26 protein-coding genes are annotated in these 26285 nt (G+C 76.1%); 8 read left to right on the forward strand and 18 right to left on the reverse strand.

Translation table 11 applies throughout. From position 1 onward, the window contains the following. Positions 1–57 precede the first annotated feature (57 nt). The 3 genes from DQ240_RS19090 to DQ240_RS19100 form a co-directional block, all read right to left on the reverse strand. Positions 58–2451: a [protein-PII] uridylyltransferase gene (locus DQ240_RS19090; RefSeq protein ID WP_233498826.1), complete on the reverse strand. Its 2394-nt coding sequence runs from the start codon at positions 2449–2451 to the stop codon at positions 58–60. Between the two features lie 92 nt (positions 2452–2543). Beyond that, positions 2544–2882 carry a P-II family nitrogen regulator gene (locus DQ240_RS19095; protein WP_029432903.1) on the reverse strand — a complete coding sequence of 113 codons (339 nt, stop codon included), beginning with the start codon at positions 2880–2882 and terminating at the stop codon, positions 2544–2546. Beyond that, a complete protein-coding gene (locus DQ240_RS19100) occupies positions 2879–4231 on the reverse strand; it encodes an ammonium transporter (protein ID WP_113841303.1) in 1353 nt (450 codons plus the stop codon). The genes DQ240_RS19095 and DQ240_RS19100 overlap by 4 nt, the downstream gene beginning before the upstream one ends. Before the next feature lie 335 nt (positions 4232–4566). Between DQ240_RS19100 and DQ240_RS19105 the strand changes: the two genes are divergently transcribed. Genes DQ240_RS19105 through DQ240_RS19115 form a run of 4 tightly spaced genes read left to right on the forward strand, consistent with a single transcriptional unit; the run spans position 4567 to position 7141 of the window. Further along, positions 4567–5274, forward strand: a complete 708-nt coding sequence (locus DQ240_RS19105; RefSeq protein ID WP_199589403.1) for an energy-coupling factor ABC transporter permease — start codon at positions 4567–4569, stop codon at positions 5272–5274. Beyond that, complete coding sequence (locus DQ240_RS23735) at positions 5271–5612, forward strand: PDGLE domain-containing protein (protein ID WP_199589404.1); 342 nt, start codon at positions 5271–5273, stop codon at positions 5610–5612. Before DQ240_RS19105 ends, DQ240_RS23735 begins: the two co-directional genes overlap by 4 nt. Then, positions 5613–6395 (forward strand): cobalt ECF transporter T component CbiQ, encoded by a 783-nt coding sequence (gene cbiQ, locus DQ240_RS19110; RefSeq protein ID WP_113841304.1) that lies wholly within the window; start codon positions 5613–5615, stop codon positions 6393–6395. Continuing rightward, positions 6392–7141, forward strand: a complete 750-nt coding sequence (locus tag DQ240_RS19115; protein WP_113841305.1) for an energy-coupling factor ABC transporter ATP-binding protein — start codon at positions 6392–6394, stop codon at positions 7139–7141. Before cbiQ ends, DQ240_RS19115 begins: the two co-directional genes overlap by 4 nt. Before the next feature lie 42 nt (positions 7142–7183). Here DQ240_RS19115 and ftsY read toward each other — a convergent pair whose 3' ends face one another. Next, positions 7184–8410: a signal recognition particle-docking protein FtsY gene (gene ftsY / locus DQ240_RS19120; RefSeq protein ID WP_113841306.1), complete on the reverse strand. Its 1227-nt coding sequence runs from the start codon at positions 8408–8410 to the stop codon at positions 7184–7186. A 74-nt stretch (positions 8411–8484) separates the two neighbouring features. On the opposite strand from ftsY, the gene DQ240_RS19125 reads away from it, so the two are divergent. Continuing rightward, the gene (locus tag DQ240_RS19125; RefSeq protein ID WP_113841307.1) at positions 8485–10200 is read left to right on the forward strand and encodes an alkaline phosphatase D family protein; all 1716 of its coding nucleotides are present in this window, start codon (positions 8485–8487) and stop codon (positions 10198–10200) included. Positions 10201–10218: 18 nt separating this feature from the next. Next, positions 10219–11034 carry an endonuclease/exonuclease/phosphatase family protein gene (locus tag DQ240_RS19130; protein WP_113841308.1) on the forward strand — a complete coding sequence of 272 codons (816 nt, stop codon included), beginning with the start codon at positions 10219–10221 and terminating at the stop codon, positions 11032–11034. Positions 11035–11122: 88 nt separating this feature from the next. On the opposite strand, the gene smc is transcribed toward DQ240_RS19130, so the two are convergent. Then, entirely contained in the window at positions 11123–14689 is a 3567-nt protein-coding gene (gene smc, locus DQ240_RS19135) for a chromosome segregation protein SMC (RefSeq protein ID WP_113841309.1), read from the reverse strand. A gap of 104 nt (positions 14690–14793) precedes the next feature. On the opposite strand from smc, the gene DQ240_RS19140 reads away from it, so the two are divergent. Then, positions 14794–15003, forward strand: a complete 210-nt coding sequence (locus DQ240_RS19140) for a ferredoxin (protein WP_113841310.1) — start codon at positions 14794–14796, stop codon at positions 15001–15003. Positions 15004–15023: 20 nt separating this feature from the next. Here the strand turns inward: DQ240_RS19140 and DQ240_RS19145 are convergent, their stop codons facing one another. The 10 genes from DQ240_RS19145 to DQ240_RS19190 all read right to left on the reverse strand — a co-directional run bounded on the left by DQ240_RS19145 (position 15024) and on the right by DQ240_RS19190 (position 23672). Continuing rightward, positions 15024–15227, reverse strand: coding sequence for a hypothetical protein (locus tag DQ240_RS19145; RefSeq protein WP_113841311.1), 204 nt, complete (start codon positions 15225–15227; stop codon positions 15024–15026). Between the two features lie 176 nt (positions 15228–15403). Beyond that, entirely contained in the window at positions 15404–16339 is a 936-nt protein-coding gene (mutM, locus tag DQ240_RS19150; protein WP_113841312.1) for a bifunctional DNA-formamidopyrimidine glycosylase/DNA-(apurinic or apyrimidinic site) lyase, read from the reverse strand. 5 nt (positions 16340–16344) lie between these two features. Continuing rightward, a complete protein-coding gene (rnc, locus tag DQ240_RS19155) occupies positions 16345–17133 on the reverse strand; it encodes a ribonuclease III (protein WP_113841313.1) in 789 nt (262 codons plus the stop codon). An 11-nt stretch (positions 17134–17144) separates the two neighbouring features. Next, entirely contained in the window at positions 17145–17324 is a 180-nt protein-coding gene (gene rpmF, locus DQ240_RS19160) for a 50S ribosomal protein L32 (RefSeq protein WP_113841314.1), read from the reverse strand. Position 17325: 1 nt separating this feature from the next. Then, positions 17326–17949: a DUF177 domain-containing protein gene (locus tag DQ240_RS19165; protein WP_113841315.1), complete on the reverse strand. Its 624-nt coding sequence runs from the start codon at positions 17947–17949 to the stop codon at positions 17326–17328. Between the two features lie 159 nt (positions 17950–18108). After that, complete coding sequence (locus DQ240_RS19170) at positions 18109–18795, reverse strand: hypothetical protein (protein ID WP_113841316.1); 687 nt, start codon at positions 18793–18795, stop codon at positions 18109–18111. After that, positions 18792–19274, reverse strand: coding sequence for a pantetheine-phosphate adenylyltransferase (gene coaD / locus DQ240_RS19175; RefSeq protein ID WP_113841317.1), 483 nt, complete (start codon positions 19272–19274; stop codon positions 18792–18794). The genes DQ240_RS19170 and coaD overlap by 4 nt, the downstream gene beginning before the upstream one ends. Next, entirely contained in the window at positions 19271–19825 is a 555-nt protein-coding gene (rsmD, locus tag DQ240_RS19180) for a 16S rRNA (guanine(966)-N(2))-methyltransferase RsmD (RefSeq protein WP_113841318.1), read from the reverse strand. The genes coaD and rsmD overlap by 4 nt, the downstream gene beginning before the upstream one ends. Before the next feature lie 19 nt (positions 19826–19844). Beyond that, positions 19845–22037 (reverse strand): ATP-dependent DNA helicase RecG, encoded by a 2193-nt coding sequence (gene recG / locus DQ240_RS19185; RefSeq protein ID WP_113841319.1) that lies wholly within the window; start codon positions 22035–22037, stop codon positions 19845–19847. Next, positions 22038–23672 (reverse strand): DAK2 domain-containing protein, encoded by a 1635-nt coding sequence (locus DQ240_RS19190; protein ID WP_113841320.1) that lies wholly within the window; start codon positions 23670–23672, stop codon positions 22038–22040. 142 nt (positions 23673–23814) lie between these two features. On the opposite strand from DQ240_RS19190, the gene rpmB reads away from it, so the two are divergent. Next, positions 23815–24006 carry a 50S ribosomal protein L28 gene (rpmB, locus tag DQ240_RS19195; RefSeq protein WP_012950027.1) on the forward strand — a complete coding sequence of 64 codons (192 nt, stop codon included), beginning with the start codon at positions 23815–23817 and terminating at the stop codon, positions 24004–24006. A gap of 77 nt (positions 24007–24083) precedes the next feature. Here the strand turns inward: rpmB and DQ240_RS19200 are convergent, their stop codons facing one another. From DQ240_RS19200 to DQ240_RS19210, 3 genes are read right to left on the reverse strand one after another with little or no spacing between them, the layout of a single operon-like run. After that, positions 24084–24713, reverse strand: a complete 630-nt coding sequence (locus DQ240_RS19200) for an AAA family ATPase (RefSeq protein WP_113841321.1) — start codon at positions 24711–24713, stop codon at positions 24084–24086. Further along, on the reverse strand, positions 24701–25273 hold the full coding sequence (locus DQ240_RS19205; RefSeq protein WP_113841322.1) for a GNAT family N-acetyltransferase: 573 nt from the start codon (positions 25271–25273) through the stop codon (positions 24701–24703). The genes DQ240_RS19200 and DQ240_RS19205 overlap by 13 nt, the downstream gene beginning before the upstream one ends. Further along, positions 25257–26279 carry a thiamine-phosphate kinase gene (locus DQ240_RS19210; protein WP_113841323.1) on the reverse strand — a complete coding sequence of 341 codons (1023 nt, stop codon included), beginning with the start codon at positions 26277–26279 and terminating at the stop codon, positions 25257–25259. Before DQ240_RS19210 ends, DQ240_RS19205 begins: the two co-directional genes overlap by 17 nt. Positions 26280–26285 lie beyond the last annotated feature (6 nt).

Here is a 26285-nt window from a genome sequence, read left to right on the forward strand (position 1 = left end):
GACCGGTCCGTCCCGACGAGCCGAGGAGAACACGGACCACCGACAGGACCGCGGACCTCAGCCCGGCGTGTCCCCGCCCCCCGGCCCGACGGGCACCGGCTCGGTCGTCCCGCGCGTGGCGCTGACCAGCGCGGCCTCGATCCGCACCCGCTGGGCGGCGTCGATCGGCTCGCGGGTGGAGTTGCACACGTAGAAGTAGTCGGCCGCGTCGGCGCCCAGGGTCTCGATCCGCGCGGAGGTGACGTCCAGCCCCTCCCCCGCAAGCGCGGCGGTGAGCCGGTGCAGCAGCCCCGCCCGGTCACCGGCCCGCACCTCGACGATGCTGTTCTGCTCCCCGCTGACCTCCGAGTCGTGCCAGGAGATCCGCGGCGGCGCGGCGCGCACGCCGTCCTGCCGGTAGTCCGCCTCGCGCTGCCGCAGCCGCTCCGCCAGCGGCAGCGTGCCCTCGAGGGCCGCGCGGACGGCGTCGGCGAGGATTGTCGCCACCGGCGCCCGGCCGAAGCGCGGGCGCACGGCGAACACCGCCGTCGCGCGGCCGTCGAGCACGTTCACCTTGGCCGCGCGGACGTCGAGCTGGTTCAGCGCCATGACACCGGCCAGCACGCTGAACAGGCCCGGCCGGTCCGGTGCGCCCACGGTGATCTGCTGGCCGTCGGCGACGTCCTCGATCCCGACCGTCACCGCGACCGCGGCCCCGGTGGACTCCGCCGCCGTGACCTGGGGCTGTGCGGCCTGCAGCACCGGCTCGGGCTCCGGGACGGTGCTGGTGCCCATGAAGCCCTGCACCCGCGCGACGAGCGCCGCCACGAGGTGCGCCTTCCACGGCGACCAGGCCGAGACGCTGGTCGCCGCGCCGTCGGCCTGGGCCAGCGCGTGCAGCAGCTGGAGCAGCGCCGGGTCGCCGCCGAGGGTCTCGCTGACCCGCGAGATGGTCGCCGGGTCGTCGATGTCGCGCCGGGTGGCGGTGTCGGGCAGCAGCAGGTGGTGGCGGACCATCGCCGCGATCGTCGCCACGTCGGCCGGGGCGAACCCCATGCGCGTGGCGATCTCGGCGCCGATCGGCTCCCCCACGACGCTGTGGTCGCCCGGCCAGCCCTTGCCGATGTCGTGCAGCAGCGCGCCGACCAGCAGCAGGTCCGGGCGGTCGACGTCCCGGGTCAGCTCGGCCGCGGCAGCCGCCGCCTCGACCAGGTGGCGGTCGACGGTGAAGCGGTGCCAGGGGTGCCGCTGCGGCAGCGACCGCACCCGGTCCCACTCCGGTAGCACGCGGGCCAGCAGCCCCTCCTGGTCCAGCTGCTCGAGCACCGGGACCGCGCTGCGGCCGCTGGCCAGCAGCCGCAGGAACGACCACCGCACCTCGGCCGGCCAGGGCTCGGGCAGCGGCGGGCTGTGCACCGCGAGGACCTTGAGCGTGTAGGGCGACAGGAGCAGGTCGGCGCGGGCCGCGGCGGCCGCGCCCCGCAGCACGAGACCGGGGTCGGCCGCGGGCCGGGCGTCCCGGGCGAGGACGACCTCGTCGCCCTGCCGGACGACGCCCTCGGCGAGCGGCTCGCGGTGCACCCGGCGGTAGCGGCCACGGGGACGGCGGACCAGCGCGGACTCCACCCGCCGCCAGGTCTCGTCCGCCACGAACGCCAGTCGCCGGCCGGCGAGGCTGACCCGGCGGAGGAGCTCGTCCTCGTCGGCGAGCCCGAGCGCCACCGCGACGGGCCGCTGCTCCTGGCGCACCAGGACGTCTGTGGGGCGACCCGAGCGGCGGCGGAGCTCGTCGCGGACGTCGAGCAGGAAGGCGTAGGCCTCCTCCGCCTCGGCGGAGGGCTCGTCGGCCAGCTGTGCGGCGGCGACCGCGCGCAGGACCTGGCCCTCGCGGAGCCCGCCGTAGGCCTCCTTGAGGTCCGGCTCGAGGAGGAAGGCGAGCTCGCCGACCTTGCGGGCCCGCTCGCGGCGCAGGTCGCGCAGCTGCGGCAGCAGCCGGGACGCCGACTGGCGCCAGCTGCCGAGGGTGGCGGTGCGCAGCCGGGCACCCAGGTCCGCGTCGCCGGCGATCAGGCGGGCGTCGAGCAGGCCCAGTCCGGCCTTGACGTCGGTCGAGGCCACGGTGACGGCCTCGGAGATCGAGCGGACCGAGTGGTCCAGCCGCAGTCCGGCGTCCCACACCGGGTACCAGAGCGCGTCGGCCAGCGCGGCGATCTCCGGCCGGCCGTCGTGCACGAGCACCAGGTCCAGGTCCCCGTGCGGCGGCGGCTCGCGGCGGCCGAGGCTGCCGACCGCGACCAGCGCGAGGCCCTCGCTGCCGGAGCGGGGCGTCGCGGCGCCGCGGCGCGGGACCGGCGGCGGGGTGCCCGCGATCGCGTCCGCGAGCAGACCGGTCAGCCAGGTGTCCAGGGTCTGCACCCGCTGCGCCCGCGTCAGCGCCGGCAGCGAGTCGGTGTCGAGCAACGTCTCCCCCATCGGATCGGCGTCGGCGCCGGTGAGCGCCGGGGGTGGGAACGCGTCGGCCGGGGTGGCGGGGTCGCCCCGCCGCCCCGGCCGACGTCGGTCCGCTAGAGGGCGTCCGCGCCGCGCTCGCCGGTCCGGACCCGCACGATCTCGTCGATCGTGGTCACCCAGACCTTGCCGTCGCCGATCTGGCCGGTGGAGGCCGACTCGACGATGGCGTCGACGACGCGGGCGGCGTCGATCTCGCCCACGACGATCTCGATGCGGACCTTCGGGACGAAGTCCACCTGGTACTCCGCGCCGCGGTAGACCTCGGTGTGGCCCCGCTGACGGCCGAAGCCCTGGACCTCGCTGACGGTCAGCCCCGCGATCCCGATGAGCTCGAGTGCGTTCTTGACGTCGTCGAGCTTGAACGGCTTGACGATGGCGGTGACGAGCTTCACGCCCGGCTCCCTTCGATGTTGCGGGCCTCGGCCCGGGCCTGCTCGCGCAGCGTGGGACCGCTGCCGCCGCCGAGGGAGTCGAGGTCGTAGCCGGTCTCGGCGTGCACCATCGTGTCGATGCCGGCCACCTCCTCCTCCTCGGTGATGCGGAAGCGCATGACCTTCGAGATCACGAACCCGATCACGAACGTGACCACGAACGAGTAGACGAGGACGACGAGGGCGCCGACCGCCTGCTTGCCCAGCTGGTCGAGGCCCCCACCGTAGAAGAGGCCGTCGATGCCGGCCGTGGCCGACGCCGTGCCGAAGAGGCCGACGGCGAGCGTGCCCCACAGACCGCCGACGAGGTGGACGCCGACGACGTCGAGGGAGTCGTCGTAGCCCAGGCGGTACTTGAGGCCCACGGCGAGGGCGCAGAGGACACCGGCGACGACGCCGAGGAGGATCGCGCCGAGCGGCGAGACCGCCGAGCAGGCCGGGGTGATGGCCACCAGACCGGCCACGACACCGGAGGCCGCGCCCAGCGAGGTGGCGTGCCCGTCGCGGATCTTCTCGGTGACCAGCCAGCCCAGGACCGCCGCGGCGGTGGCGGCCAGCGTGGTGACGGCGACCTCGGCGGCCTGGCCGTTGGCGGCGAGCGCCGAACCGGCGTTGAACCCGAACCACCCGAAGAACAGGATCCCGGAGCCGATCATGACCAGCGGCAGGTTGTGCGGCCGCATCGGGTCGCGCCCGAAGCCGCGCCGCTTGCCGAGGACCAGTGCGAGGGCCAGACCCGCCGCACCGGCGTTGATGTGCACCGCGGTGCCGCCGGCGAAGTCGACCGCCAGCAGGTCGTTGGCGATCCAGCCGCCCGTCTCGGACTCCGCGCCGTCGAAGGCGAAGACCCAGTGCGCGACCGGGAAGTAGACGATGGTCGCCCAGACGCCGGCGAAGACCATCCAGGGGCCGAAGCGGGCGCGGTCGGCGATCGCACCGGAGATGAGCGCGACCGTCAGGATCGCGAACATGCCCTGGAAGGCGACGAACGCCATCGACGGGACCGTGAAGACCAACTCCTCGGCGGCGAAGCCACCGTCGAGGCCGGCGGTGCCCATCAGGCCGTCGAGGCCGAAGAACTCGAAGGGGTCGCCCAGGAGACCGCCGCCGATGTCGTCCCCGAAGGCCATCGAGTAGCCGTAGAGGACCCAGAGCACGCCGATCAGCGCGATGGCGCCGAAGCTCATCATCATCATGTTGAGGACGCTCTTCGCGCGGACCATGCCGCCGTAGAAGAGCGCCAGTCCGGGCGTCATGAACAGCACCAGCACGGCGCTGATCAGCACCCAGGCGGTGTCGCCGGTGTCCACGGCAACCTCCTGTGGGTCGTCGGTGTGGCAGGGCCACGGGGAGGACCGGGGCGAGGGACGCCCCGGGGGCTTCGGAAGACGACTCCCGTCCGTGGGAGCGACCGGCGTTCACGGTGCCGGGCCCCTGTTTCGCCCGGCCGCACGCGACTGTTTCCGTGCGGTGAACTCCGCGCCGCGTGTCTGGCGCCCGTGTTTCGCGGCTGTTGCGCGTGCCCCGCGGCGTGACCGCGGGCACAGGAGGCGCCCTTGCTGCCACCCCGTCGCAATTGCGAACCATCTGCAATAGGCTCGGCGCGGGCCCCCGGCCCTCCACCCGCTCTCGTCCTGGAGGCAGCGTGCACGTCCCCGACGGCTTCCTCGATGCCCCGACGTCCGTGGCCACCGGCGTCGTCGCCGCCGGCACCGTCGCCCTCGCCCTGCGCGGCGCCCGCCGGGAGCTGGACGAGCGGACCGCGCCGCTGGCCGGGCTGACGGCGGCCTTCGTGTTCGCGGTGCAGATGATGAACTTCCCGGTCGGTGCCGGGACCAGCGGTCACCTCATCGGCGGCGCCCTGACCGCCGTCCTCGTCGGGCCCTGGACGGCCGTGCTCTGCATGACCGTCGTCCTCGTCGTCCAGGCGGTGCTCTTCGCCGACGGCGGGCTGACCGCGCTGGGCACGAACGTGACGCTGATGGGACTGGTCGCCGTCGTCCTCGGCTACGGGGTGTTCCGGCTGGTCGTCCGGCTGCTGCCGCCCACCCGCGGCGGGGTGCTCGCCGGTGCCGCGGTGGGCGCCTTCCTCTCCGTGCCGGCCGCGGCGCTGGCCTTCGTGGGGCTGTTCGCCGTCGGCGGCGTCGCCGACGTCTCCCTGGGCGCGGTCGCCGCGACGATGGGCGGCGTCCACCTCCTGATCGGCCTGGGCGAGGCGGCGATCACCGTCGCCGTCCTGGGCGCCGTCCTCACGGTGCGGCCCGACCTGGTGCACGGTGCGGCGCACCTCCGGCGCGCCGTCGAGCTGGCCCCGCGGCCGGTCGTGGCCCCGGCGTCCGGGAGCACCCGGTGAGCCGCCGCAACCGCGGGTTCCTCCTCGCCGGCCTGCTGGTGGCCCTGCTCATCGCCGGCGTCGGCAGCTACTACGCCTCCGCCTCCCCCGACGGCCTCGAGTGGTCGGCCGAGGAGGAGGGCTTCGGGCACACCGCCGAGGACAGCGCCGTGGCCGACTCCCCGCTGGCCGACTACGCCGTCAGCGGGGTCGACGACGGCCGGCTGTCCGGCGGGCTCGCCGGCGTCATCGGGGTCGCGGTCACCCTGGTGCTGGCCGGCGGCCTCACGATGGCGCTGCGCCGCCGCTCCGGTGGGACCCCGGACCGGGAGCCGGCTCCCGCGGACCTGGGCGGCTGAGTGGGGGCCGGGCACGGCGGTGCCCTCGGCGCCGTCTACGTCCCGGGCTCCAGCGTCGTCCACCGGCTGGCGGCGCACGTCAAGCTGGTCGGGGTCCTCGCCTTCGCACTGGTCGTCGTGGCGACGCCGGTCGGCGCCGGCTGGGCGTGGGCGGCCTACGCGGGCTTCCTCGCCCTGGTGCTGGGCGCTGCCGCGGTCGCCCGCCTGACGCCCCGCCGGCTGGTGCGCGGGCTGGCGGTGGAGATCCCGTTCGTCGTCTTCGCGCTGCTCATGCCGTTCGTGGCCCGCGGACCCCGGATCGAGGTCGCCGGGCTGTCGCTGTCGGAGAGCGGCCTGGCCGCCGGGGGCGGGCTGCTGGCCAAGGCCACCCTCTCGGTCCTGGCCGCCACCGTCCTCGCCGCCACCACCGAGGCGCGGGAGCTGCTGCGCGGACTGGAGCGGCTGCGGCTGCCCGCCGTCCTCGTGCAGATCCTGTCGTTCATGATCCGCTACGCCGACGTCGTGTCCGGCGAGCTGCGCCGGATGCGGGTGGCCCGCGAGTCCCGCGGCTTCCGGCCCCGCCACCTCGGCGCGCTGAAGGTGCTCGGACCCGCCGCGGCCTCGCTCTTCGTCCGCTCCTACGAGCGCGGCGAGCGGGTCCACCTGGCGATGCTGTCCCGCGGCTACACCGGCCGGCTCGCCGGGGACCCGGCCGCCGCGGTGGCCCCCGCCCAGTGGGCCGTCGGGCTGAGCCTGCCCCTGGCCGCCGCGGCCGTGCTCGGGGCGGGGATGCTGGTCGGGTGACCGCCGCCGTCCCCTCCCTGCTCGTGGAGGACGTGGCGTTCGCCTATCCCGACGGGCACCAGGCGCTCTACGGCGTGGACCTGCGGATCGATCCGGGCGAGCGGGTGGCGCTGCTGGGCCCCAACGGCGCGGGCAAGACCACGCTGGTGCTGCACCTCAACGGCGTGCTGCGCGGCGGCCGCGGCCGGGTCACCGTCGCCGGTCTCCCGGTGGAGAAGCGGACGCTGCAGGAGGTGCGGCGCCGGGTCGGCGTCGTCTTCCAGGACCCCGACGACCAGCTGTTCATGCCCACCGTCGGCGAGGACGTCGCCTTCGGCCCGCGCAACCTCGGGCTGCCCGAGGACGAGGTCGCCGCGCGGGTGGCCGCCGCCCTCGACCAGGTGGGGATGGCCGGCGTGGCCGACCGGCCGCCGCACCACCTGTCGTTCGGCCAGCGCCGCCGGGTCGCCGTCGCCACCGTGCTGTCGATGCACCCCGAGGTGCTGGTGCTGGACGAGCCGTCGTCCAACCTCGACCCGGCCGGCCGCCGCGAGCTGGCCGAGGTCCTGACGAGCCTGCCGGTGACGATGCTGATGGTCACCCACGACCTGCCCTACGCCCTGCAGCTGTGCCCGCGGTCGGTGGTGCTGGACGGCGGGGTGGTGGTCGCCGACGGGCCGACCCGGGAGCTGCTCGCCGACGCCGACCTGCTGGCCCGGCACCGGCTGGAGCTCCCGTACGGCTTCGACCCCACGCGGGTGCCGTAGCGGAGTCGCTCGGTGACGGTTTCCGTCACCGAGCGACTCCACTCACTCCCCGCCGACGAGGGCCTCGGCGAAGGCCTCGGGCTCGAACGGCGCCAGGTCGTCGGCGCCCTCCCCCAGGCCCACGAGCTTCACCGGGATCCCGAGCTCGCGCTGCACCGAGACGACGATGCCGCCCTTCGCCGTGCCGTCGAGCTTGGTCAGGACGACGCCCGTGACCTCCACGGCCTCGGTGAACACGCGGGCCTGCACGACGCCGTTCTGACCGGTCGTCGCGTCGAGGACCAGGAGGACCTCGGTGACCGGCGACTGCTTCTCCACGACCCGCTTGATCTTCCCGAGCTCGTCCATGAGGCCGGACTTGGTGTGCAGCCGCCCCGCGGTGTCGACGACGACGGTGTCGACCTCGGCCTCGACGCCGGTGCGCACCGCCTCGAAGGCCACCGACGCGGGGTCGGCGCCCTCCCGGCCGCGCACGGTCAGGACGCCGACCCGCTCGCCCCAGGTCTCCAGCTGGTCGGCGGCGGCGGCGCGGAAGGTGTCGGCGGCACCGAGCACGACGCTGCGGCCGTCACCGACGAGGACGCGGGCGATCTTGCCGACCGTCGTGGTCTTCCCGGCGCCGTTGACGCCGACCACCAGGACGACACCCGGGCGCCCCTCGGTCCGCTGGACACCCAGGCTGCGGTCCAGGTCCGGCCCGAGGACGGCGGTCAGCTCGCGGACCAGGAGAGCACGCAGGTCGGCGCCCGAGGCCGTGGCCAGCACCATCGACTGGGTGCGCAGCCGGTCGACGATCTGGGTGGTCGCCGCGATGCCGACGTCGGCGGCCAGCAGGGTCTCCTCGATCTCCTCCCAGTCGTCCTCGGTCAGCTTCTCGCGGGCCAGGACGGTGAGCAGGCCACGCCCCAGGGACGACTGCGAGCGGGCCAGGCGGGCGCGCAGCCGGACCAGCCGGCCGGCCGAGGGCGGCGGGGTCTCGAAGACCAGCCCCGGCTCGGCCTCGGCGGGCGGCAGCTCGACGGGCACGTCGGGCCGGGTCTCCTCCGCGGCGGTCGTGCCCTGACCGCTCGCGGTGGCACCGACCTGCGCCCCGGGCTCGGCCGAGGGCGCCCGCGGCGGGGCCTGTGGAGGGCGCGGGCGGGTCAGCGTGGTGCCCGCGACGGCGTCGTCGTCCAGACGGGTGGTGCGCCGGCCACGGCCCACCAGCAGGCCGGCCCCGACGAGCAGGGCGACGACGAGGATCGCGATCGCGATCAGCACGAACTCCATGCCGCCCAGTCTCCCAGGAGAGCTCCAGCCCGCAGCGACGGCGACGTCCGGGCGCGAGTGGGACGCTGACCGACATGCCGCTGACCGCCGGGAGCACCCCGGCCCTCCTGATCGGGCCCCTGCTGCGGCACGTCGACCCGGTGTCGGCCACCGTGTGGGTGGAGACCGACCGCGCCTGCGAGGTGGAGGTGCTCGGCCGCCGCGCCCGCACCTTCTGCGTCGGCGGCCACCACTACGCGCTGGTCGTGGTCGAGGGTCTGGAGCCGGGCAGCACCACGCCCTACGAGGTGCACCTGGACGGCGCGCGCGTCTGGCCGGACGCCGCGTCGTCCTTCCCGCCCAGCCGGATCCGCACCCCGGGCCGCCCGGGGCCCTTCACGATCGCGTTCGGCTCCTGCCGGTACGCCAGCCCGAGCACCGTCGGCCTGTCGGAGGGCATCCCGCCCGACGCGCTGGACGTCTACGCCTCGCGGATGGCCGACCGCCCCCAGGAGGAGTGGCCCGACGCCCTCGTCCTGCTCGGCGACCAGGTCTACGCCGACGAGCTCACCGCGCCGACCCGGGAGTGGCTGGCCCTGCGCCGGGGCGAGCCGGTGCCCGACGACGCCCAGGTCGCCGACTTCGAGGAGTACACCCGGCTCTACGCCGAGTCCTGGACCGATCCGCAGGTGCGGTGGCTGCTGTCGACGATCCCGTCCTCGATGGTCTTCGACGACCACGAGATGATCGACGACTGGAACACCTCCGCCGCCTGGCGCCGCGAGGTGACCGCCACCGACTGGTGGTCCGACCGCATCTCGGGCGGCCTGGTCAGCTACTGGGTCTACCAGCACCTGGGCAACCTCAGCCCCCAGGAGCTGGCGGACAACGCCACCTGGCAGGCGATGCAGGGCCGGACCGACGGCGGGGACGACGCCGGGCCACCTGTCGGCTCTGCCGACGTCGAGGCCCTGCTGCGCGCGATGGCCGCCGCCGCCGACAGCGAGCCGGCGTCCATCCGCTGGAGCTACGTGCGGCACTGGGGAGACGTGCGCCTGGTCATGGTCGACAGCCGGGCCGGCCGGGTCCTCGACGAGCAGGCCCGCCGCATGGTGGACGACGCCGAGTTCGACTGGGTCGAGGCGGCGATGCGCCGGGCGGTCGAGGAGGGGGTGGAGCACGTCGTCGTCGGCACCTCGCTGCCCTGGCTGCTGCCGCACGCGATCCACGAGGTCGAGCGCTGGAACGAGACGCTCGCCGTCCGGCACGAGGGACGGCTGCGCGGCCGGCTGTCCGAGAAGCTGCGCCAGGCCGCCGACCTGGAGCACTGGGCCGCGTTCGGGCACTCCTTCGAGCGCCTCGGCCGGGCGGTCACCTCGCTCGCGCGGGGCGAGGCCGGCCGCGCGCCGTCGACGGTCCTGGTGCTCTCCGGCGACGTGCACCACGCCTACGCCGCGGAGCTCACCGAGCCCGGCGGCCTCACCAGCCGGGTGCACCAGCTGACCGTCTCGCCGTTGCACAACCAGGCCCCCCACCCGATCAAGGTCGGTTTCCGGATCGGCTGGAGCCGCTGGGCCCGCCGGCTGACGACGGGCATCGCGAAGCTCGCCCGGGTCGCGCCCTCCCCGCTCGACTGGACCAAGGCGGCCGGGCCGTTCTTCGGCAACCAGGTGGGCGAGCTCGTGCTCGACGGCCGCGGCGCCCGCTTCCGGCTGCTGGTCGCCGACGAGAGCACCCGGGAGTCCGAGGAGCTCCAGGAGGTCCTGGACCTGCCGCTCGCCGACCCGGTGGCCGCGCAGGTGCGGGGCTGAGAGTGGAAGGCTGACGGGGTGACCGACGACCTCCTCCGGCCCGCGCCCGGGCCCGACCAGCCGCCGATCCCCGTCCGCCTCGTCACCTTCAACACCCACCACGGGGTGGGCACCGACGACCGGCACGACCTCGCCCGGCTCGCCACCGTGCTCGCCGCCGTCGACGCCGACCTCATCTGCCTGCAGGAGGTCGACCGGCGGTTCGGCGCGCGCAGCGAGGACGTCGACCAGGCTCTGCTGCTCTCCCGGGCGCTGGACATGCAGCTGGCCTGGGGGCCGGCCATCGACGAGCCCCGGCGCGACGGCGGCGCGGACCGGCGTCAGTACGGCAACGCGCTGCTGTCCCGGCTGCCGGTGCTCGTCAGCGACGTGCACCGCCTGCCCGGCACCGGCGAGCCGCGCAGCGCCCTGCAGACCATGGTCGAGCTCGACGGCAGCTCGCTGTGGGTGACCGCGACGCACCTGACGACGAACTCGGCGGCCGAGCGGGCCGAGCAGGTGGCCGCGCTGGCCGGTCTGCACACCGCGGGCATGGCGGCCGGCGTGGTGGTCGGCGACTTCAACGCCGCACCCGACGCCCCGGAGCTGCAGCCGCTGCAGGAGCGCTTCACCGATGCGTGGGAGCTCGCCGAGGCGACAGAGGACCGCGCCGGCTGGCGGTTCTGGACCAGCGGCCAGGGCATGACCCACCCCGCCGGCGCTCCCCGCCGCCGCATCGACCAGGTCTGGGTCTCGCCCGGCGTCACCGTGACCGCGGCGCGGGTGCTGGACGGCGAGGGCGCCTCGGACCACCTGCCGCTGGTGGTCGACCTGCTCGTCCCCTCCGGCGTGTGACGGCGCCCCGGGGCGACCGAGGCATGGGTACCGATACCTGCGTCGTCGAGGCTGCGGGCGCGGGTATCGGTACCCATGCCCGTGGCGGTCAGGCGGGTTCGGGCTCCCGCAGGCGCTGGCTGATCACGCCGGTGATGCCGTCGCCGCGCATGCTCACGCCGTAGAGGGCGTCGGCGATCTCCATCGTCCGCTTCTGGTGGGTGATGACGATCAGCTGCGAGGTCGCCCGCAACTGCTCGACGAGGGTCAGCAGCCGGCCCAGGTTGACGTCGTCCAGCGCGGCCTCGACCTCGTCGAGCACGTAGAACGGCGAGGGGCGGGCGCGGAAGATCGCCACGAGCAGCGCCACGGCCGTCAGCGACCGCTCGCCACCGGAGAGCAGCGACAGCCGCTTGACCTTCTTGCCCGGTGGCCGCGCCTCGATCTCGATGCCGGTGGTCAGCATGTCCTCGGGCTCGGTCAGCGTGAGCCGCCCCTGCCCGCCGGGGAAGAGGACGGCGAAGACCTGCTCGAACTCCCGCTGCACGTCGGCGAACGCGGCGGCGAAGACGTCGTGGATGCGGTCGTCGACCTCGCGGACGACGGTGAGCAGGTCGCGACGTGTGGCCTTGAGGTCCTCGAGCTGGGTGGCGAGGAAGGTGTGCCGCTCCTCCAGCGCCGCGAACTCCTCCAGCGCGAGCGGGTTGACCTTGCCCAGCGTCGCGAGGTCGCGCTCGGCGCGGGCCGCCCGCCGCTCCTGCGCCGCCCGGTCGTAGGGCACCGGCTCGGGCTCGGGTTCCCCCGCCGCCTGCGCCGTGGCGACCTCGGCCGGGGACGGCGGCACCGGCGCGGCGGGCCCGTACTCGCCGACCAGCGTCGGGAGGTCGACGCCGAACTCCTCGGCCGCCCGGCCCTCAAGCGACTCGATCCGGTAGCGCTGCTCGGCGCGGGCGACCTCGTCGCGGTGCACCTCGTCGGTGAGGCGCTCGAGCTCCGCGGTCGCCGCCCGCACCCGGCTGCGGACCTCCAGCAGCTCGGCTTCGGCGGCGCTGCGCCGACGGGCCAGCTCGTCGCGCTCGGTGGCCGCGCGGGAGAGCGAGCCGGCCAGCGCGGTGAGCGCCGCCTCGGCGTCGGCGCGGACCCGCCCGGCGACGACGGCGCCCCGCTCCCGGGCGGCGCGGGCGGCCGCGGCCCGCTCACGGGCGGCGCGCTCCTGCCGGGCCTGCCGGCGCAGCGAGTCGGCCCGGCCGGTCAGCGCCCGGGCCCGCTCCTCCGCGGTGCGCACGGCCAGCCGGACCTCCGTCTCTGCCTGTCCCGCCGCGGCGACCTCCAGGCGCAGCCGGTCGCGGTCGGCCGACGAGGGCTCGTCCTCCAACGGCACCGCCTCGGCGGAGGCGAGCCGCTCCTCCAGCTCGGCGAGCGTGGTCTCCGCCTGCTCCAGCGCCTGCTCGGCCCGCACCCGCGCGGCTGCCGACCGCTCGGCCTCCGCGGCGGCGGAGCGGGCGGCGGCACCGAGCTCGGCCAGCTCCGTCGCGACGGCCGAACGGCTGCGGTCGGCGGCCTGGCGGGCGGCCAGCGCCGTCTCCACGTCCGCCGAGCGCACCCGCGCGGTCTCGCGGGCGGCGGTCAGCTCGTCGGCCAGCGCGGCCGCACGGCCCGCGGCAGCCGCGAGCGCCCGTCCGGCCTCCTCCACCCGGGCCCGGACCTCGAGGCCGGTGGGGGCGTCGGCCTGGCCGCCGGTCGCCCAGTCGGCGCCGACCAGGTCGCCGTCGGCGGTCACCGCCCGCGCGCGGGGGTGGGTGGAGACGAGGGCGGTCGCGGCGGCGAGGTCGGGCACCACGGCCACCCGGTCCAGGGCGCGCCCCAGCGCGGGGGCGAGCTCGGCGGGGGCCTCGACGAGGTCCAGCGCCCAGCGGACGCCCTCGGGCAGCTCGGGCCAGCCGTCCCGCGGCAGCGGTGGGAGACCGGCGGTGACCAGGAGGGCGGCCCGGCCGCCGGCGCCGTCCTTGAGGTGGGCCAGCGCCGCGGCGGCCTCGGCCACCCCGGTGACGACGACGGCGTCGGCCATCCCGGCGAGCGCGGCTGCCAGGGCGGTCTCGGCTCCGGGCGCGACCGTGACCCGGTCGGCCAGCGGGCCGAGCACCCCGGGCAGGCCGGCGGCGAGGACCGCGGCCGCGCCGTCGGCGGGGGCCAGGCCGGAGGCGAGGGCGTCACGGCGGGCCTGCGCTCCGGCCCGATCGCGCTCGGCGGCGCGCTCGGCGGCGGTGAGCTCGGTGACCACGCGGGCGGCCTCGGCGTGCGCGGCGACGGCGTCGGAGTGCGCGGTGACCAGCGCGACGTCCTCGTCCTCCTGCTCGGTCAGCGCCGCGCGGCGCTCGGCGAGCCGGTCGGCGGCGACCTCGGCCCGCTGCGCGGCCTCGCCGGCGGCGACGGCCAGCCGGTCGATCTCGGCCTGGCCGGCGGTGACCCGGGAGCGCGCGGCGGCGACCTGCCCGGAGAGCCGGGCCAGCCCCTCGCGGCGGTCGGCCAGCGCCCGGCTGGCCGCGACCCACGCCTTCTCCGCGGCGGCCAGCGCCCGGTCGAGCTCGCCCCGGGCGGCGACGGCGGCGGCCAGTCGGCTCCGCTCGGCCTCGAGCCCCTCGGCGAGCTCGGCCTCGGTGGCCGCGATCCGGTCGGCCTCGGCCTCGAGCTGCTCGGGATCGCGGCCGCCGGTGCTCGCCACCACCGGCGTGGCGAGGTGCCGGTGCCGCTCCCCGGCCAGCGCCGCGACCGCGCGGAACCGCTCGGTCAGCGCCGACAGCCGGTACCAGGTGTCCTGCGCGCCGCCGAGCAGCGGCGCGTTGGCCGCCAGGGTCGCCTCGAGCGCGGCCTCGCGGCTGGCGACAGCGGACAGCTCGGCCTCGACGACGGCCCGGCGCTCCCGCGCGGCGGTCTCGTCGGCGACCTCCTTGTCCAGCGCCTCGCGCAGCCGCACCAGGTCGTCGGCGAGCAGTCGCAGCCGGGCGTCGCGCAGGTCGGCCTGCACCCCGGCCGCACGGCGGGCGACCTCGGCCTGCCGTCCCAGGGGCTTGAGCTGGCGGCGCAGCTCGGCGGTGAGGTCGCCGAGGCGGTCGAGGTTGGCCTGCATCGCGTCGAGCTTGCGCAGCGCCTTCTCCTTGCGGCGCCGGTGCTTGAGGACGCCGGCCGCCTCCTCCACGAAGGCACGGCGGTCCTCGGGGCGGCCGGAGAGGACGGCGTCGAGCTGGCCCTGCCCGACGATGACGTGCTGCTCGCGGCCGATGCCGGAGTCGCTGAGCAGTTCCTGGACGTCGAGCAACCGGACCTTGTCACCGTTGATCTCGTACTCGCTCTCGCCGGAGCGGTACATGCGGCGGGTGATCGAGACCTCGGTGTACTCGATCGGCAGAGCGCCGTCGGTGTTGTCGATGGTCAGCGTGACCTCGGCCCGGCCCAGCGCCGGGCGGCCGGCGGTGCCGGCGAAGATGACGTCCTCCATCTTGCCGCCGCGGAGGCTCTTCGCGCCCTGCTCCCCCAGCACCCAGGCGATGGCGTCGACGACGTTGGACTTGCCCGACCCGTTCGGGCCGACGACGGCGGTGATACCCGGCTCGAGGCGCAGGGTCGTCGGGGACGCGAAGGACTTGAAGCCCTTGAGCGTCAGGCTCGACAGGTGCACGGGGACGAGAGGTTAACGGAGGGCGGCCGGACCGGACCGGGATCCGCGACGCCCGCGCCGGGTGAGGCGGGTGGGAACGGGCCGGTGCGCACTAGGCTCGCGTCGTGGCCGGCTACCAGGTGGACGCGGACTTCGATCTCTGCGAGTCCAACGCCGTGTGCATGGGCATCGCGCCCGAGGTCTTCGAGGTCCGCGACGACGGGTACCTCTACATCCTCCGGGAGAACCCGCCGGAGGAGCTGATGAGCCGGGTGCACGAGGCCGTGGCCGCGTGCCCGAAGCGCGCGCTGAGCGTCACGCCGCTGCCGGACTGAGGCCGGCCGGGACACGTCCCTCAGGCCAGGGCGGGCTCGGCGCTGTCGCCGGCCATGCTGAGCAGCTCGGAGGCGATGACGGCGTCACGGGCGGCGTCGCGCTCGGCGCGGAGCTCCTCGAGCTCGGCCTCGAGCCGGCGTACCCGCGCCCGCAGGGCGGCGTTCTCCTCGGCGACCCGGAGCTGGACCGGGCTGACGACGTGACCGAACAGGGCCTTGGCCATGGCTGTGGTGGCCTTCCTACAGCGGGAGGTGTGCCCAGCGCCCCGGATCACGGTCGGCGCGGGCTCGGTGTCACCCAGGGTGACAGGGAAGGACACGCAGGTCAACGCCCACACTGCACACTCACCGTGTCCGACGGATGTCGTCTTCGTCACGCTGTGGTGACATCGCCGACGGCTCAGGCGCGGGTCCGCCGGGTCCGCGGCTCCGCCGACTGCCGCCGGGTCCGCGGCTCTGCCGACTGCCGCCGGGTCCGCGGGCGTGGCTGGCAGGTCGGGCAGCTGTAGCTCGACCGGTTCATGAACGACTCCCGGCGGATCGCGGTGCCGCACCGCGGGCACGGCCGGTCCGCCTGCCCGTAGACGGCGAGGAAGCGGGAGAAGTAGCCGCTCTGGCCGTTGACGTCGACGTACAGGGAGTCGAACGAGGTGCCGCCCTGGGCGAGCGCCTCGTCCAGCACGTCGCGGACGCCCTGCAGCAGGGCCGACACCTGTGGTCGGGTCAGCGCGTCGGTGGGCCGGGCGCCGTGCAGCTTCGCGCGCCACAGGGACTCGTCGGCGTAGATGTTGCCGACGCCCCCGATGAGCGTCTGGTCCAGCAGCGCGCGCTTGACCTCGGTGCGCCGCCGCCGCAGGGCCGCGCTGAAGGCGTCCTCGTCGAACGACGGGTCGAGCGGGTCGATGGCGATGTGCGCCAGCCGCGCCGGGAGGTCCTCCCCGACCGCGTCCTCGACGGCCAGGCCGCCGAACGTCCGCTGGTCGACGAAGCGGAGCTCGCGGCCGCCGTCGGTGAAGGTGAACCGGGCCCGCAGGTGCGTCTCGTCGGGCTGGCTCTTCTTCTCGACGAGCAGCTGACCGCTCATGCCGAGGTGCGCGACGAGCGCGCGGCCGGACGGCGTGCCGTCGGGCTCGGCCACGGGCAGCCACAGGTACTTGCCCCGCCGGTGCGCCGCGGTGAGGGTGCGCCCGGTCAGCGCGGCGACGAAGTGGTCGGTGCCCTCGAGGTGGCGGCGCACGGCCCGCGGGTGGCGCACCTCGACGGCGGCCACGGTCCGGCCGGCGACCCACTGCGCCAGACCGCGCCGGACCACCTCGACCTCGGGCAGCTCGGGCACCGGCGTCAGTCCCCGGTCGGGCCGGCCGGGGCGTCGGCCGAGAGCGCCCGCCAGGCGGCCTCCGCGGCCTCCTGCTCGGCGGCCTTCTTCGTGCGGCCCCCGCCACGGCCGTACTCGGTGCCCGACAGCAGCACCGCGGCGGTGAACGACTTGGCGTGGTCGGGGCCGGTGTCCTCGACCACGTAGGTGGGGGCGCCGAGGCCGCGTGCCGCGCCGAGCTCCTGCAGGCTGGTCTTCCAGTCCAGGCCCGCGCCGCGGGTGGCCGACTCGGCCAGCAGCGGGTCGAACAGGCGGTGCACGATCGCCGCGGCGACGTCCAGGCCCAGGCCGAGGTGGACGGCCCCGATCAGGGCCTCCATGGCGTCGGCCAGGATCGAGTCCTTGTCGCGGCCGCCGGTGGCCTCCTCGCCGCGGCCGAGCAGCAGGTGCGGGCCGATGCCGCCGTCCCCGAGCCGGCGGGCGACGCCGGCCAGCGAGGTCATGTTGACCACCGACGCACGCAGCTTGGCCAGCTGGCCCTCGGGGAGGTCCGGCTGGCTGCGGTACAGCTCGTCGGTGACGACCAGGCCGAGCACGGAGTCCCCGAGGAACTCCAGCCGCTCGTTGGTCGGCAGCCCGCCGTTCTCGTACGCGTAGGAGCGGTGGGTCAGCGCCAGCACCAGCAGGCCGCCGGGCAGCTCGATGCCGAGGGCGTCGAGCAGCCAGGCGGCCGCGGTGTCGGCGTGGGCAGCTCCGCCCCGCGAGGTCGTCGACCCGGCGCGGGTGGCCGGGGCGGCCGCCGCGGGACTCCCCACCTGCGGTCCGGTCAGACCGAGAGGACCTGGCGGCCGTCGTGCTGGCCGCAGGTCGGGCACGCCTGGTGCGGGGGCTTCAGCTCGCCGCAGGCGCGGTTCGGGCACGGCGCGAGGGTGGGGGCGGTCGCCTTCCACTGCGAGCGGCGCGCGCGGGTGTTGCTGCGGGACATCTTCCGCTTCGGGACGGCCACGTCAGTTCTCCTTCGGGTTGCCGCCGCCGGGGGTGCCCGGCGGAGGTGTGAGCTTGCCGGCGAGGCCGGCCCAGCGGGGGTCGACCACGTCGTGCGAGTGGTCGGCGGGGAGGTCGTCGAGGCGCTCGCCGCAGTCGACGCACAGCCCCGAGCAGTCGTCGGAGCACGTCGGGGACAGGGGCAGGGCGAGGACGACGGCGTCGCGCACCATCGGCTCGAGGTCGATGCGCTCCCCCTCGACCAGGCGCACCTCGTCCTCGTCGCTCGTGGCCTCGGTCGTGCTGCCCTCGTAGGCGAAGAGCTCCTGCACGGGCAGGGAGAGGGTGTCCTCGATGTCGTCGAGGCAGCGGGCGCACTGGCCGACCAGCGGCGCCTCCACCGTCCCGGAGACGAGCACGCCCTCCATGACCGCCTCGAGCCGCAGGTGCAGCTCGACCGGCGCGCCCTCGGGGACGCCGATCAGCTCCACACGGAAGCCCTCCGGCGCGGGGACGGTGCGCTCCAACTCCTGCATCGACCCGGCCCGGCGGCCCAGCTCGCGCAGTTCCACGCGCCAGGGGTCGGCGGCGGGACGCCGGGCGTCCGGGGACGCGGCGCCGGAACGGGGCAGCGGTGCGGCAGGCATGTCGGTACTCGCGGGTCGAGGAAGGGGGAGGTCCCGGCGGGGTCGTGACCCACGTCTGGAGCAGCTGCCAAGACTACCCGATCGCGCAGCACCGCCTCGGCCCCCTCGCAGGGGCCCGCTGCGAGCGCAGCGAGGGGTGGGGGGCGAGGGGGTCCTTCTTCACTCGCGGAGGTTGAGCCGGGCCTGCTCGACCGAGCGCATCATGCGCTCGAGGGTGGTGCCGAAGTCGGCCAGCCGGCTGTCGACGTACTCGTCGACCTCGGCGCGCATGCGGGCCACCTCGGTGGCGGTCTGGGCGCCGAGCTCGTCGGCGCGGGCGACGGCGCCGCGGTAGACCTCGGTCTCGGTGACCAGCCGCTCGTGCTCGGCGGCCGCCACGGCGAGCATCTCCGCCTGCTGGGCCTGCGCGTCGGCGAGGACGGCGTCGTGGTGCGCGCGGGCCTCCTCGACCAGGCGGGCGGCCTCGGCCTCGGCCTCGGTGAGCAGGTCCTCGGCGGCGGCCTGCGCCTGGGCCAGCAGCTCGTCGCGCTGGCGGCGGGCGACGCCGAGGATCTCCTCGCGCTGGCGGCGGGCCGAGCCGACGAGCTGCTCGCTCTCGCCGCGGGTGCGGCCGGTCAGCCGCTCGGCCTCGGCCTGCGCCTGCTCGAGGATCTCGGTGCGCTGCTCGACGATCCGGCCGGCCTGCTGCACCTCCTCGGGGAGGTTCTCCCGCAGCTCGTCGAGCAGGTCGAGCAGGTGGTCGCGCGGCACCATGCAGGAGCCGGACATCGGCACGCTGCGGGCGTGCTCGATGACCTGGCTCAGCTCGTCGACGACGTCGTAGAGCCGGTAGACGACCTCCGTCATGTCCCCTGCTCCCGCTGGGCCAGGAGCCGGTCGAGCACGGCCTTGGGCACGAGGCGGGAGACGTCCCCGCCGAACTTCGCGATCTGCTTGACCAGGCTCGACGAGAGGTGGCCGACCTGCGGCGCGGTCGGCACGAAGAGGGTCTCGACGTTGGCCAGCTCGCGGTTCATCTGCGCCATCTGCAGCTCGTACTCGAAGTCCCCGACCGCGCGCAGGCCCTTCACGATCACCGGGACGTCGTGCTCCCGGCAGTAGTCGACCAGCAGCCCGTGGAAGCTGTCGACGGTGACGTTGGGCAGGTCCGCGCACGCCTCGCGCAGCAGCTCCATGCGCTCGTCGACCGAGAACAGGCCGGCCTTCCCGGGGTTGACCAGCACCGCTACGACCAGCTCGTCGTAGAGGGCGGCGGCCCGGGAGATGACGTCGACGTGCCCGTTGGTGACCGGGTCGAACGAACCGGGACAGACGGCACGCCTCACGATGCGCGACCGTACCGGAGCAGGGCCTCCCCGTAGCGGCGATCGCGGATCCCGGTCAGGGGTGTCGGCCACTCCCAGGGCTGTTCGCGGCTGGACCGTTCGACGACGACCACGGCGTCGTCGGCCAGCCAGCCGCCCCCGACCAGCGCGCCCAGCACGCCGAGGACCTCCTCCGCCGGCGTGGCGTACGGCGGGTCGGCGAGGACCAGGTCGAACCGCGCCGGCGGGGGGCCGGCGACGACGGTGGGCACCGAGCCGGCGACCACCCGCGCGCCGGGCAGCCCGACGGCGGCCACGTTGTCCCGGAGCACCGGCAGCACCCGCGGCCCGGACTCGACGAACACCGCGGAGGCGGCGCCGCGCGACAGCGCCTCCAGGCCGAGGGCGCCGGAGCCCGAGTACAGGTCGAGCACCGCGGCGCCCTCGAGGTCCAGCAGCGAGGCCAGGCTGTTGAACAGCGCCTGGCGGGCCTTGTCCCCGGTGGGCCGCACACCCGACGGCGGCACCTTGAGCCGCCGCCCGCCGGCGACGCCGGAGATCAGGCGGGTCATCAGGCCTTCTCCAGGGCCGTCATGCCTTCTCCAGGTACTCGGCGCGCTCGTCGGTGGCCAGGGCGGCCACCTCCATGGCCAGGCCCGGGTGGTCGGCGAGCCCGCGCTCGGTGGCCAGCAGCGCCGTCGCCTCGGTGCGGGCACGGGCGATGAGGTCCTCGTCCTCCAGCAGCGACAGCAGCCGGATGCCCGAGCGGCGCCCGGACTGGGCGGCTCCGAGGACGTCCCCCTCGCGGCGGGTCTCCAGGTCCAGGCGGGCCAGCTCGAAGCCGTCGGAGGTGCTCGCCACGGCGGCCAGCCGCTGGCCGGTCGCCGAGGACGACGAGGCCTCCGAGACCAGCAGGCACAGCCCCGCGTGCTTGCCCCGGGCCACCCGGCCGCGCAGCTGGTGCAGCTGGCTGACGCCGAACCGGTCGGCGTCCATGACGACCATGACGGTCGCGTTCGGGACGTCGACGCCGACCTCGACGACGGTGGTGGCCACCAGCACGTCGGTCTCCCCCGCGGCGAAGGCGCGCATCCGGGCGTCCTTCTCGTCGGGGGTGAGCCGGCCGTGCAGGACGTCGAGCCGCAGCCCGGCCAGCGGTCCCTCGCGCAGCGCCTCGGCGACGTCGAGCACCGCCAGCGGGGGCCGGCGGGCAGAGCCGTCGTCGGCGGCCGCGCCGTCGTCCTCCCCCGGCTCGTCCTCCGAGCCGCCCTTCTCCCCCTCCAGGTCGCCGATCCGCGGGCAGACCACGTAGGCCTGCCGGCCGGCGGCGACCTCCTCGCGCAGCCGCTCCCACGCCCGGTCCAGCCAGGCCGGCTTCTCGCCGACCGGCACCACCGAGCTGCTGACCCCGCCGCGGCCGCTGGGGAGCTGCCGCAGCGTCGAGGTCTCCAGGTCGCCGTAGACGGTCATCGCGACCGTGCGCGGGATCGGGGTGGCGGTCATGACCAGGACGTGCGGCGGGCGGTTGCCCTTGGCGCGCAGGGCGTCGCGCTGCTCGACGCCGAAGCGGTGCTGCTCGTCGACGACGACCAGGCCGAGGTCGGCGAAGTCGACGCCCTCCTGCAGCAGGGCGTGGGTGCCGATCACGATGCCGGCGCTGCCGTCGGCGACCGCGGCCCGCGCCTCCCGGCGCGCGGCGGCGCGCTGCGAGCCGGTGAGCAGGACGACGCGGGTGCCGGCCGGGTCGCCGTCGAGCTCGCCGGCCCGGCCGAGCGGGCCGAGCAGCGCGGAGATGCCGCGGGCGTGCTGGGCGGCGAGCACCTCGGTGGGGGCGAGCAGCGCCGCCTGACCGCCGGCGTCGACCACCTGCGCCATGGCCCGCAGCGCCACGACGGTCTTGCCGGAGCCGACCTCGCCCTGCAGCAGCCGGTGCATGGGGGCGTCGCGGTCCAGCTCGGCGGCCAGCTCCTCGCCGACCTCGCGCTGGCCCTCGGTGAGCGCGAACGGCAGCGCGGCGTCCACCGCGTCGAGCAGGCCCCCCGGCCGGCGCGGACGGGCGATGCCGGGCTCCAGCGCCGCGGCCCGGCGGCGGGCGGCGAGGGTGAGCTGGAGGACCAGGGCCTCGTCCCACTTGAGCCGCTGCTCGGCGCGCTCGACGTCCTCGGCGCTCGTCGGCCGGTGGATGTCCAGCAGCGCGGCCGGCAGGCCGGAGAGCCCGTGCCGCGCGCGGATGTCCTCGGGCAGCGGGTCCTGCACGAAGCCGAAGCCGCCACCGGAGTCGAGCAGCAGCTTGACCGACCGCTGGATCACCCAGCTGCTGACCTCCTTGCTCGCCGGGTAGATCGGGATCAGTGCGCGGGCCCACTCCTCGTCGTCGTCACCGGTGATGAGGTGGAAGTCGGGATGGGCGAACTGCTTGGAGTTGCGGTACTCCCCCACCGTCCCGGCGAACAGGCCCCAGTCGCCCTGTGACAGCTGCCCGTGGCGGTGGTTGAAGAAGACCAGCTGCATGGTCCCGGCGCCGTCGCCGACGGTCACCTCGGTGAGCATCCCCTTGCGCTGGCGCATGGGCCGGGTGGTGACCTTGCGGACCTGCGCCAGGACGGTGACCCGGTCGCCGACCTGCAGGTCGTCGAGGCGGGCCATCTCGCCGCGCTTGGCGTAGCGCCGCGGGTAGTGCCGCAGCAGGTCGCGCACCGTGTGCAGACCGAGCGAGGTCGCCATCGCCTTGGCCGTCTTCGGGCCCAGCACCTTGGACAGGTCGGTCGCGAGGTCGACGGCCACTCACTCCACCCCCACCAGCAGCGGCACCCCCGCCGCTCCGCCGTCGTAGCGCACGACCTCGACCGTCGGGTGGGCCGTGGCCAGGTGCCGGCACGCGGCGTCGCCGAGCTCGACGTCCGGCCCGACCACGAGGGTGGCCAGCTCGCCGCCGGCCGACAGCAGCCGGTCCAGCAGCTCGCAGGCCACCGCCACCCGGTCCGGCCCGACCACGACGACGTCGCCCTCCGCCGAGCCCAGCGTGTCGCCGGGCTGGCAGCGGCCCGCCGTGGTCAGCGCCTCCTGCTCGGCGACGGTGATCTCCGCCCACCGGGTCGCGGCCGCGGCCTCGGCCATGGTCACCACGTCGTCGCCGAAGTGCCGCGACGGGTCCGCGACGGCGAGCGCGGCCAGACCCTGCACCGGGGACCGGGTCGGGAGGACGGCGACCTCGCGGCCCAGCTCCCGGGCCCGGACGGCGGCGCGCGAGGCCACCGGGGCCAGCGCCGCGTCGTTGGGCAGGACGACGACCGCGGCGGCGGTCGAGCCGAGCACCTCGTCCAGGACGTCGTCCTCGGTCACGCCGTCCGGCCCGCAGGTGACGACGAAGACGCCCTCGGCGGCGAAGAGCTGCGCGAGGCCCTCGCTGGGGGCGATCGCCACGACAGCCCGCGTGCCCTGCACCGGGGCCGCCGGCGGGACCGGCGCCAGCGGGCTGACCGAGATCCGGTGCGGCCGCCCGGCCTCGATGCCGGCCTCGATCGCCGCGCCCACGTCGGCGACGTGCACGTGCACGTTCCACTCGCGGCCGGTCGGGGTGTCGACGCCGACGACGACGAGGCTGTCGCCGAGCTCGGCCAGCCGGGCCCGCAGCCGGGCCACCGCGGCCTCGTCGGCGTCGGCCAGCAGGTACTGGACCTCGCTGCCCGGGCCCGCGGGCGGCTGGTGCGGCAGGTCGTGGTCGCCGGGATGGGGGTGGTGGTGCCCGGCCGCGGAGCCGGTGTCGCGGTGGGCGTGCCGGCGGGCCAGGGACGGGCGGGCCGGCTCGACCCCGGTGACGGTGGTGACCAGCGCGTCGAGGACCAGGCACAGCCCCGCACCGCCGGCGTCCACCACACCCGCGTCGCGGAGCACGGCGAGCTGCCCGGGCGTGGCCTCGAGCGCCACGCGGGCGCCGTCGGCGGCGGCCCGGACGACGTCGGCGAGGTCGGTCCGGCCCTCGGCCGCCGCGGCGACCGCGGCCTCGCCGCCGGCGCGGGCCACGGTGAGGAAGGTGCCCTCCTCGGGTTCGGCGACCGCGGCGTACGCGGTGTCGGCCGCGCTCTGCAGCGCCTTGGCGAAGCCGGGCCCGTCGGCCGGTCCGGCCGTGGCGAGCTGGTCGGCGAGGCCACGCAGCACCTGGGCGAGGATCGTGCCGGAGTTGCCGCGCGCACCGAGGACCGCGCCGCGGGCGATCACCGACCACGCCGACTCGCCCTCGTCCGCCGCGTCGAGGGCGGCCACCGCCGCCTCGGCGGTGAGCAGCAGGTTGGTCCCGGTGTCGCCGTCGGGCACCGGGAAGACGTTCAGGTCGTCGAGCCGGCCCCGGGCCTCGGACAGCGCGGCGACCGCGGCCCGGCACCACCGCCCGGCCGCGGCGTCGTCCAGCACCGGCAACACGGGCGGAGAGTACCCACGCGGACCGACGTGACCGGGGCGCGCGACGTCGTCGCCGAGGAGCGGCTAGACTGGCCGACGGTCTGTACGCGGTCGCCGTCCGAGCGCCGCCGTGAAGTGAACGAATCTCTGGGAGTGATCCGCCGTGGCTGCCGTGTGCGATGTGTGTGGCAAGGGCCCCGGTTTCGGTATGTCGGTGTCGCACTCGCACCGCCGCACGCCGCGCCGTTGGAACCCGAACATCCAGTCCGTGCGGGCCCTCGTGGCTCCCGGCAACCGTCGCCGGATCAACGCGTGCACCTCGTGCATCCGCGCCGGCAAGGTCGTCCGCGCCTAGGCGCTGACCCCTCGAACGTCGGACCCCGGAGACCAGCGGTCTCCGGGGTCCTTCGCGTGTGCCCGGGACGCGGGCGGTCAGTGGCCGCCGATGCCGCGGGCCCGGGCGGCGGAGACGACCAGGTCCACCACGGAGTCCAGCGGGAACGCCGTCCCGTCGACGACGAGGTGGTAGCTGCGCGGCGAGCGCGAGTCGACGCGGTAGAAGTGCCGGACGTAGGCCTCCCGCGCGCGGTCGTTGGCCTCCATCTCGCGGCGCACCTCGTCCCGCGGCCGGCCGGTGCGGGCCACGACGGCCGCGACCCGGCGCTCCGGCGGCCCGTCGAGCCGCACGTGGAGCGCGTCGGAGCGGTCGTGCAGCACCAGGGCGGCCGCCCGCCCCAGCACCACTCCCCCGACACCGGCGGCGATCTCGCCCAGCACCCGCTCGGTCTGCTCCCGGAAGGCCCGCTCGTCGGGCACGCCGGTCATCGGCACGACCCCGCCCACCGGGTCGGGGACGCTGCCGAGGGAGGCCACGAGCCGCCACAGGCCGCGGGCGACCCGCTCGTCGTTCTCCTCGGCCTCCTCGAGCGGGACGCCGAGCCGGCCGGCCACCTGGAACGGGATGGCGCGGTCGTGGAACGGCAGGCCCAGGCGCTCGGCCACGGCCGGCCCCACGTCGACCCCGCCGGCGCCGTAGGACGCCGAGATCGTCACGACGCCCACGACTGCTCCTCCCCGGTCCGCTGCCCGCCGGTCAGGTCCCCGCCGTCCAGCTGCTTGCCGAGGAAGACCGCTCCCGGCGAGTCGGCGTAGACCCCGTAGCCCGGTACCGGCCCGTAGCCGCGCGCCGCGTAGAGGGCCAGCGCCTCCGGCTGACGGTCCCCGGAGTTGAGCACGACCGCGCGGTGTCCGGCCTGCGCCGCGCTGGACTCCAGCGCGTCCATGACCAGCCCGGCCAGCCCCAGCCGGCGGGCCGCGGGTGCCACGTAGACGCGCTTGACCTCCACGACCCCCGGCGCGTGCACCCGCCAGGCCCCGCAGGCGCCCGGCTCGCCGTCCACCTCGGCGACCAGGAACAGGCCCTCCGGCGGCACGAACTCCGCGGGGTCGACCACCGCCTCGTCCGGCCCGCCGTAGCGGGTGACGTACTCCTGCTGCACGGCGGCGACGAGCTGCTGGGCGACCGGCGAGTCGTACCCGGCCGCCCGCAACCGGACGACCCGGCCGTCGGGCAGCACGTGCCCGGTCCCGTCCGGGGTGACCCCGTCACCTGAAATGCGCATGTCCCGTTCCTCCCGCACCCAGTTCCGCGGCGACCTCCGCGGCCGGCCGGCCGTCGACCCGCACGCCCGGTCCGCCGTCGGCCGCGCGCACGGTCCCGATCCCCGACCAGCCGGGTGGCAGCGTCGCACCCGCCGGGAACGTCGCCAGCAGCGCGTGGTCCTCCCCGCCGGTGAGCACCCAGCCCAGGGGGTCGGCGCCGAGAGCCGCGGCGACCTGCGGCAGCGGCCCGGGGAGGTCCAGCGTGACCGCCCGCAGCGCCGCGACGTCGACGTCCACCACCACCCCGCTGGCGTCGGCGAGGTGGCCGGCGTCGGCGAGCAGCCCGTCGCTGACGTCGCACATCGCGGTGGCGCCGGCGTCGGCGGCCGCGGGGCCGGCCGCGTACGGGGGCTCGGGCCGACGGTGCGCGCGGACCGCGGCCAGCGGACTGGAGAAGCCCCGGCGCAGCACCGCCAGCCCGCACGCCGACCAGCCCAGCCGCCCGGCCAGCGCGAGCACGTCGCCGGGCGCGGCCCCCGAGCGCAGCACCGGCCGCCGGCCCCCGAGGTCACCGAGCGCCGTCACCGACAGGACGACGGCGGCGCTGTCCGGGGCCGAGGCGACGGTGTCGCCGCCCACCACCGCGGCGCCCAGCGGACCGGCCTCGGCCGCCAGCCCGTCGGCGACCTGCTCGAGCCAGGCGGTCGGGGTGTCCGCCGGGCAGGCCAGCCCGACCAGCAGCGCGGTGGGGACGGCGCCCATGGCCGCGACGTCGGCCAGGTTCGCCGCCGCGGCCTTGTGCCCGACGTCGAGGCCGGTCGACCAGTCGCGGCGGAAGTGCCGGCCCTCGACGAGCACGTCGGTGGTCGCGACCACGCGGCCGTCGGGGGTCCGCAGCACCGCGGCGTCGTCGCCGGGGCCGACCTCGGTGGCCCGCGCCGCGCCCGCCCGGGCGACCACCCGGTCGATGAGCGCGAACTCCCCCAGGGTCCCGACGGTCTCCTCCGGGGTGCCGGGCCGTGTCACGGGGTG

The organism is Blastococcus sp. TF02A-26 (genome assembly GCF_003319125.1).
Taxonomy (GTDB): domain Bacteria; phylum Actinomycetota; class Actinomycetes; order Mycobacteriales; family Geodermatophilaceae; genus Trujillonella.

Excerpts from the sequence above, each read along its gene's own strand:
- DQ240_RS19090 (WP_233498826.1), bottom strand. The coding sequence starts at position 2,451 with ATGGGGGAGACGTTGCTCGACACCGACTCGCTGCCGGCGCTGACGCGG.
- ftsY (WP_113841306.1), bottom strand. The coding sequence starts at position 8,410 with ATGGAGTTCGTGCTGATCGCGATCGCGATCCTCGTCGTCGCCCTGCTC.
- DQ240_RS19125 (WP_113841307.1), top strand. The coding sequence starts at position 8,485 with ATGCCGCTGACCGCCGGGAGCACCCCGGCCCTCCTGATCGGGCCCCTG.
- DQ240_RS19145 (WP_113841311.1), bottom strand. The coding sequence starts at position 15,227 with ATGGCCAAGGCCCTGTTCGGTCACGTCGTCAGCCCGGTCCAGCTCCGG.
- DQ240_RS19165 (WP_113841315.1), bottom strand. The coding sequence starts at position 17,949 with ATGCCTGCCGCACCGCTGCCCCGTTCCGGCGCCGCGTCCCCGGACGCC.
- DQ240_RS19170 (WP_113841316.1), bottom strand. The coding sequence starts at position 18,795 with ATGACGGAGGTCGTCTACCGGCTCTACGACGTCGTCGACGAGCTGAGC.
- rsmD (WP_113841318.1), bottom strand. The coding sequence starts at position 19,825 with ATGACCCGCCTGATCTCCGGCGTCGCCGGCGGGCGGCGGCTCAAGGTG.
- DQ240_RS19205 (WP_113841322.1), bottom strand. The coding sequence starts at position 25,273 with ATGCGCATTTCAGGTGACGGGGTCACCCCGGACGGGACCGGGCACGTG.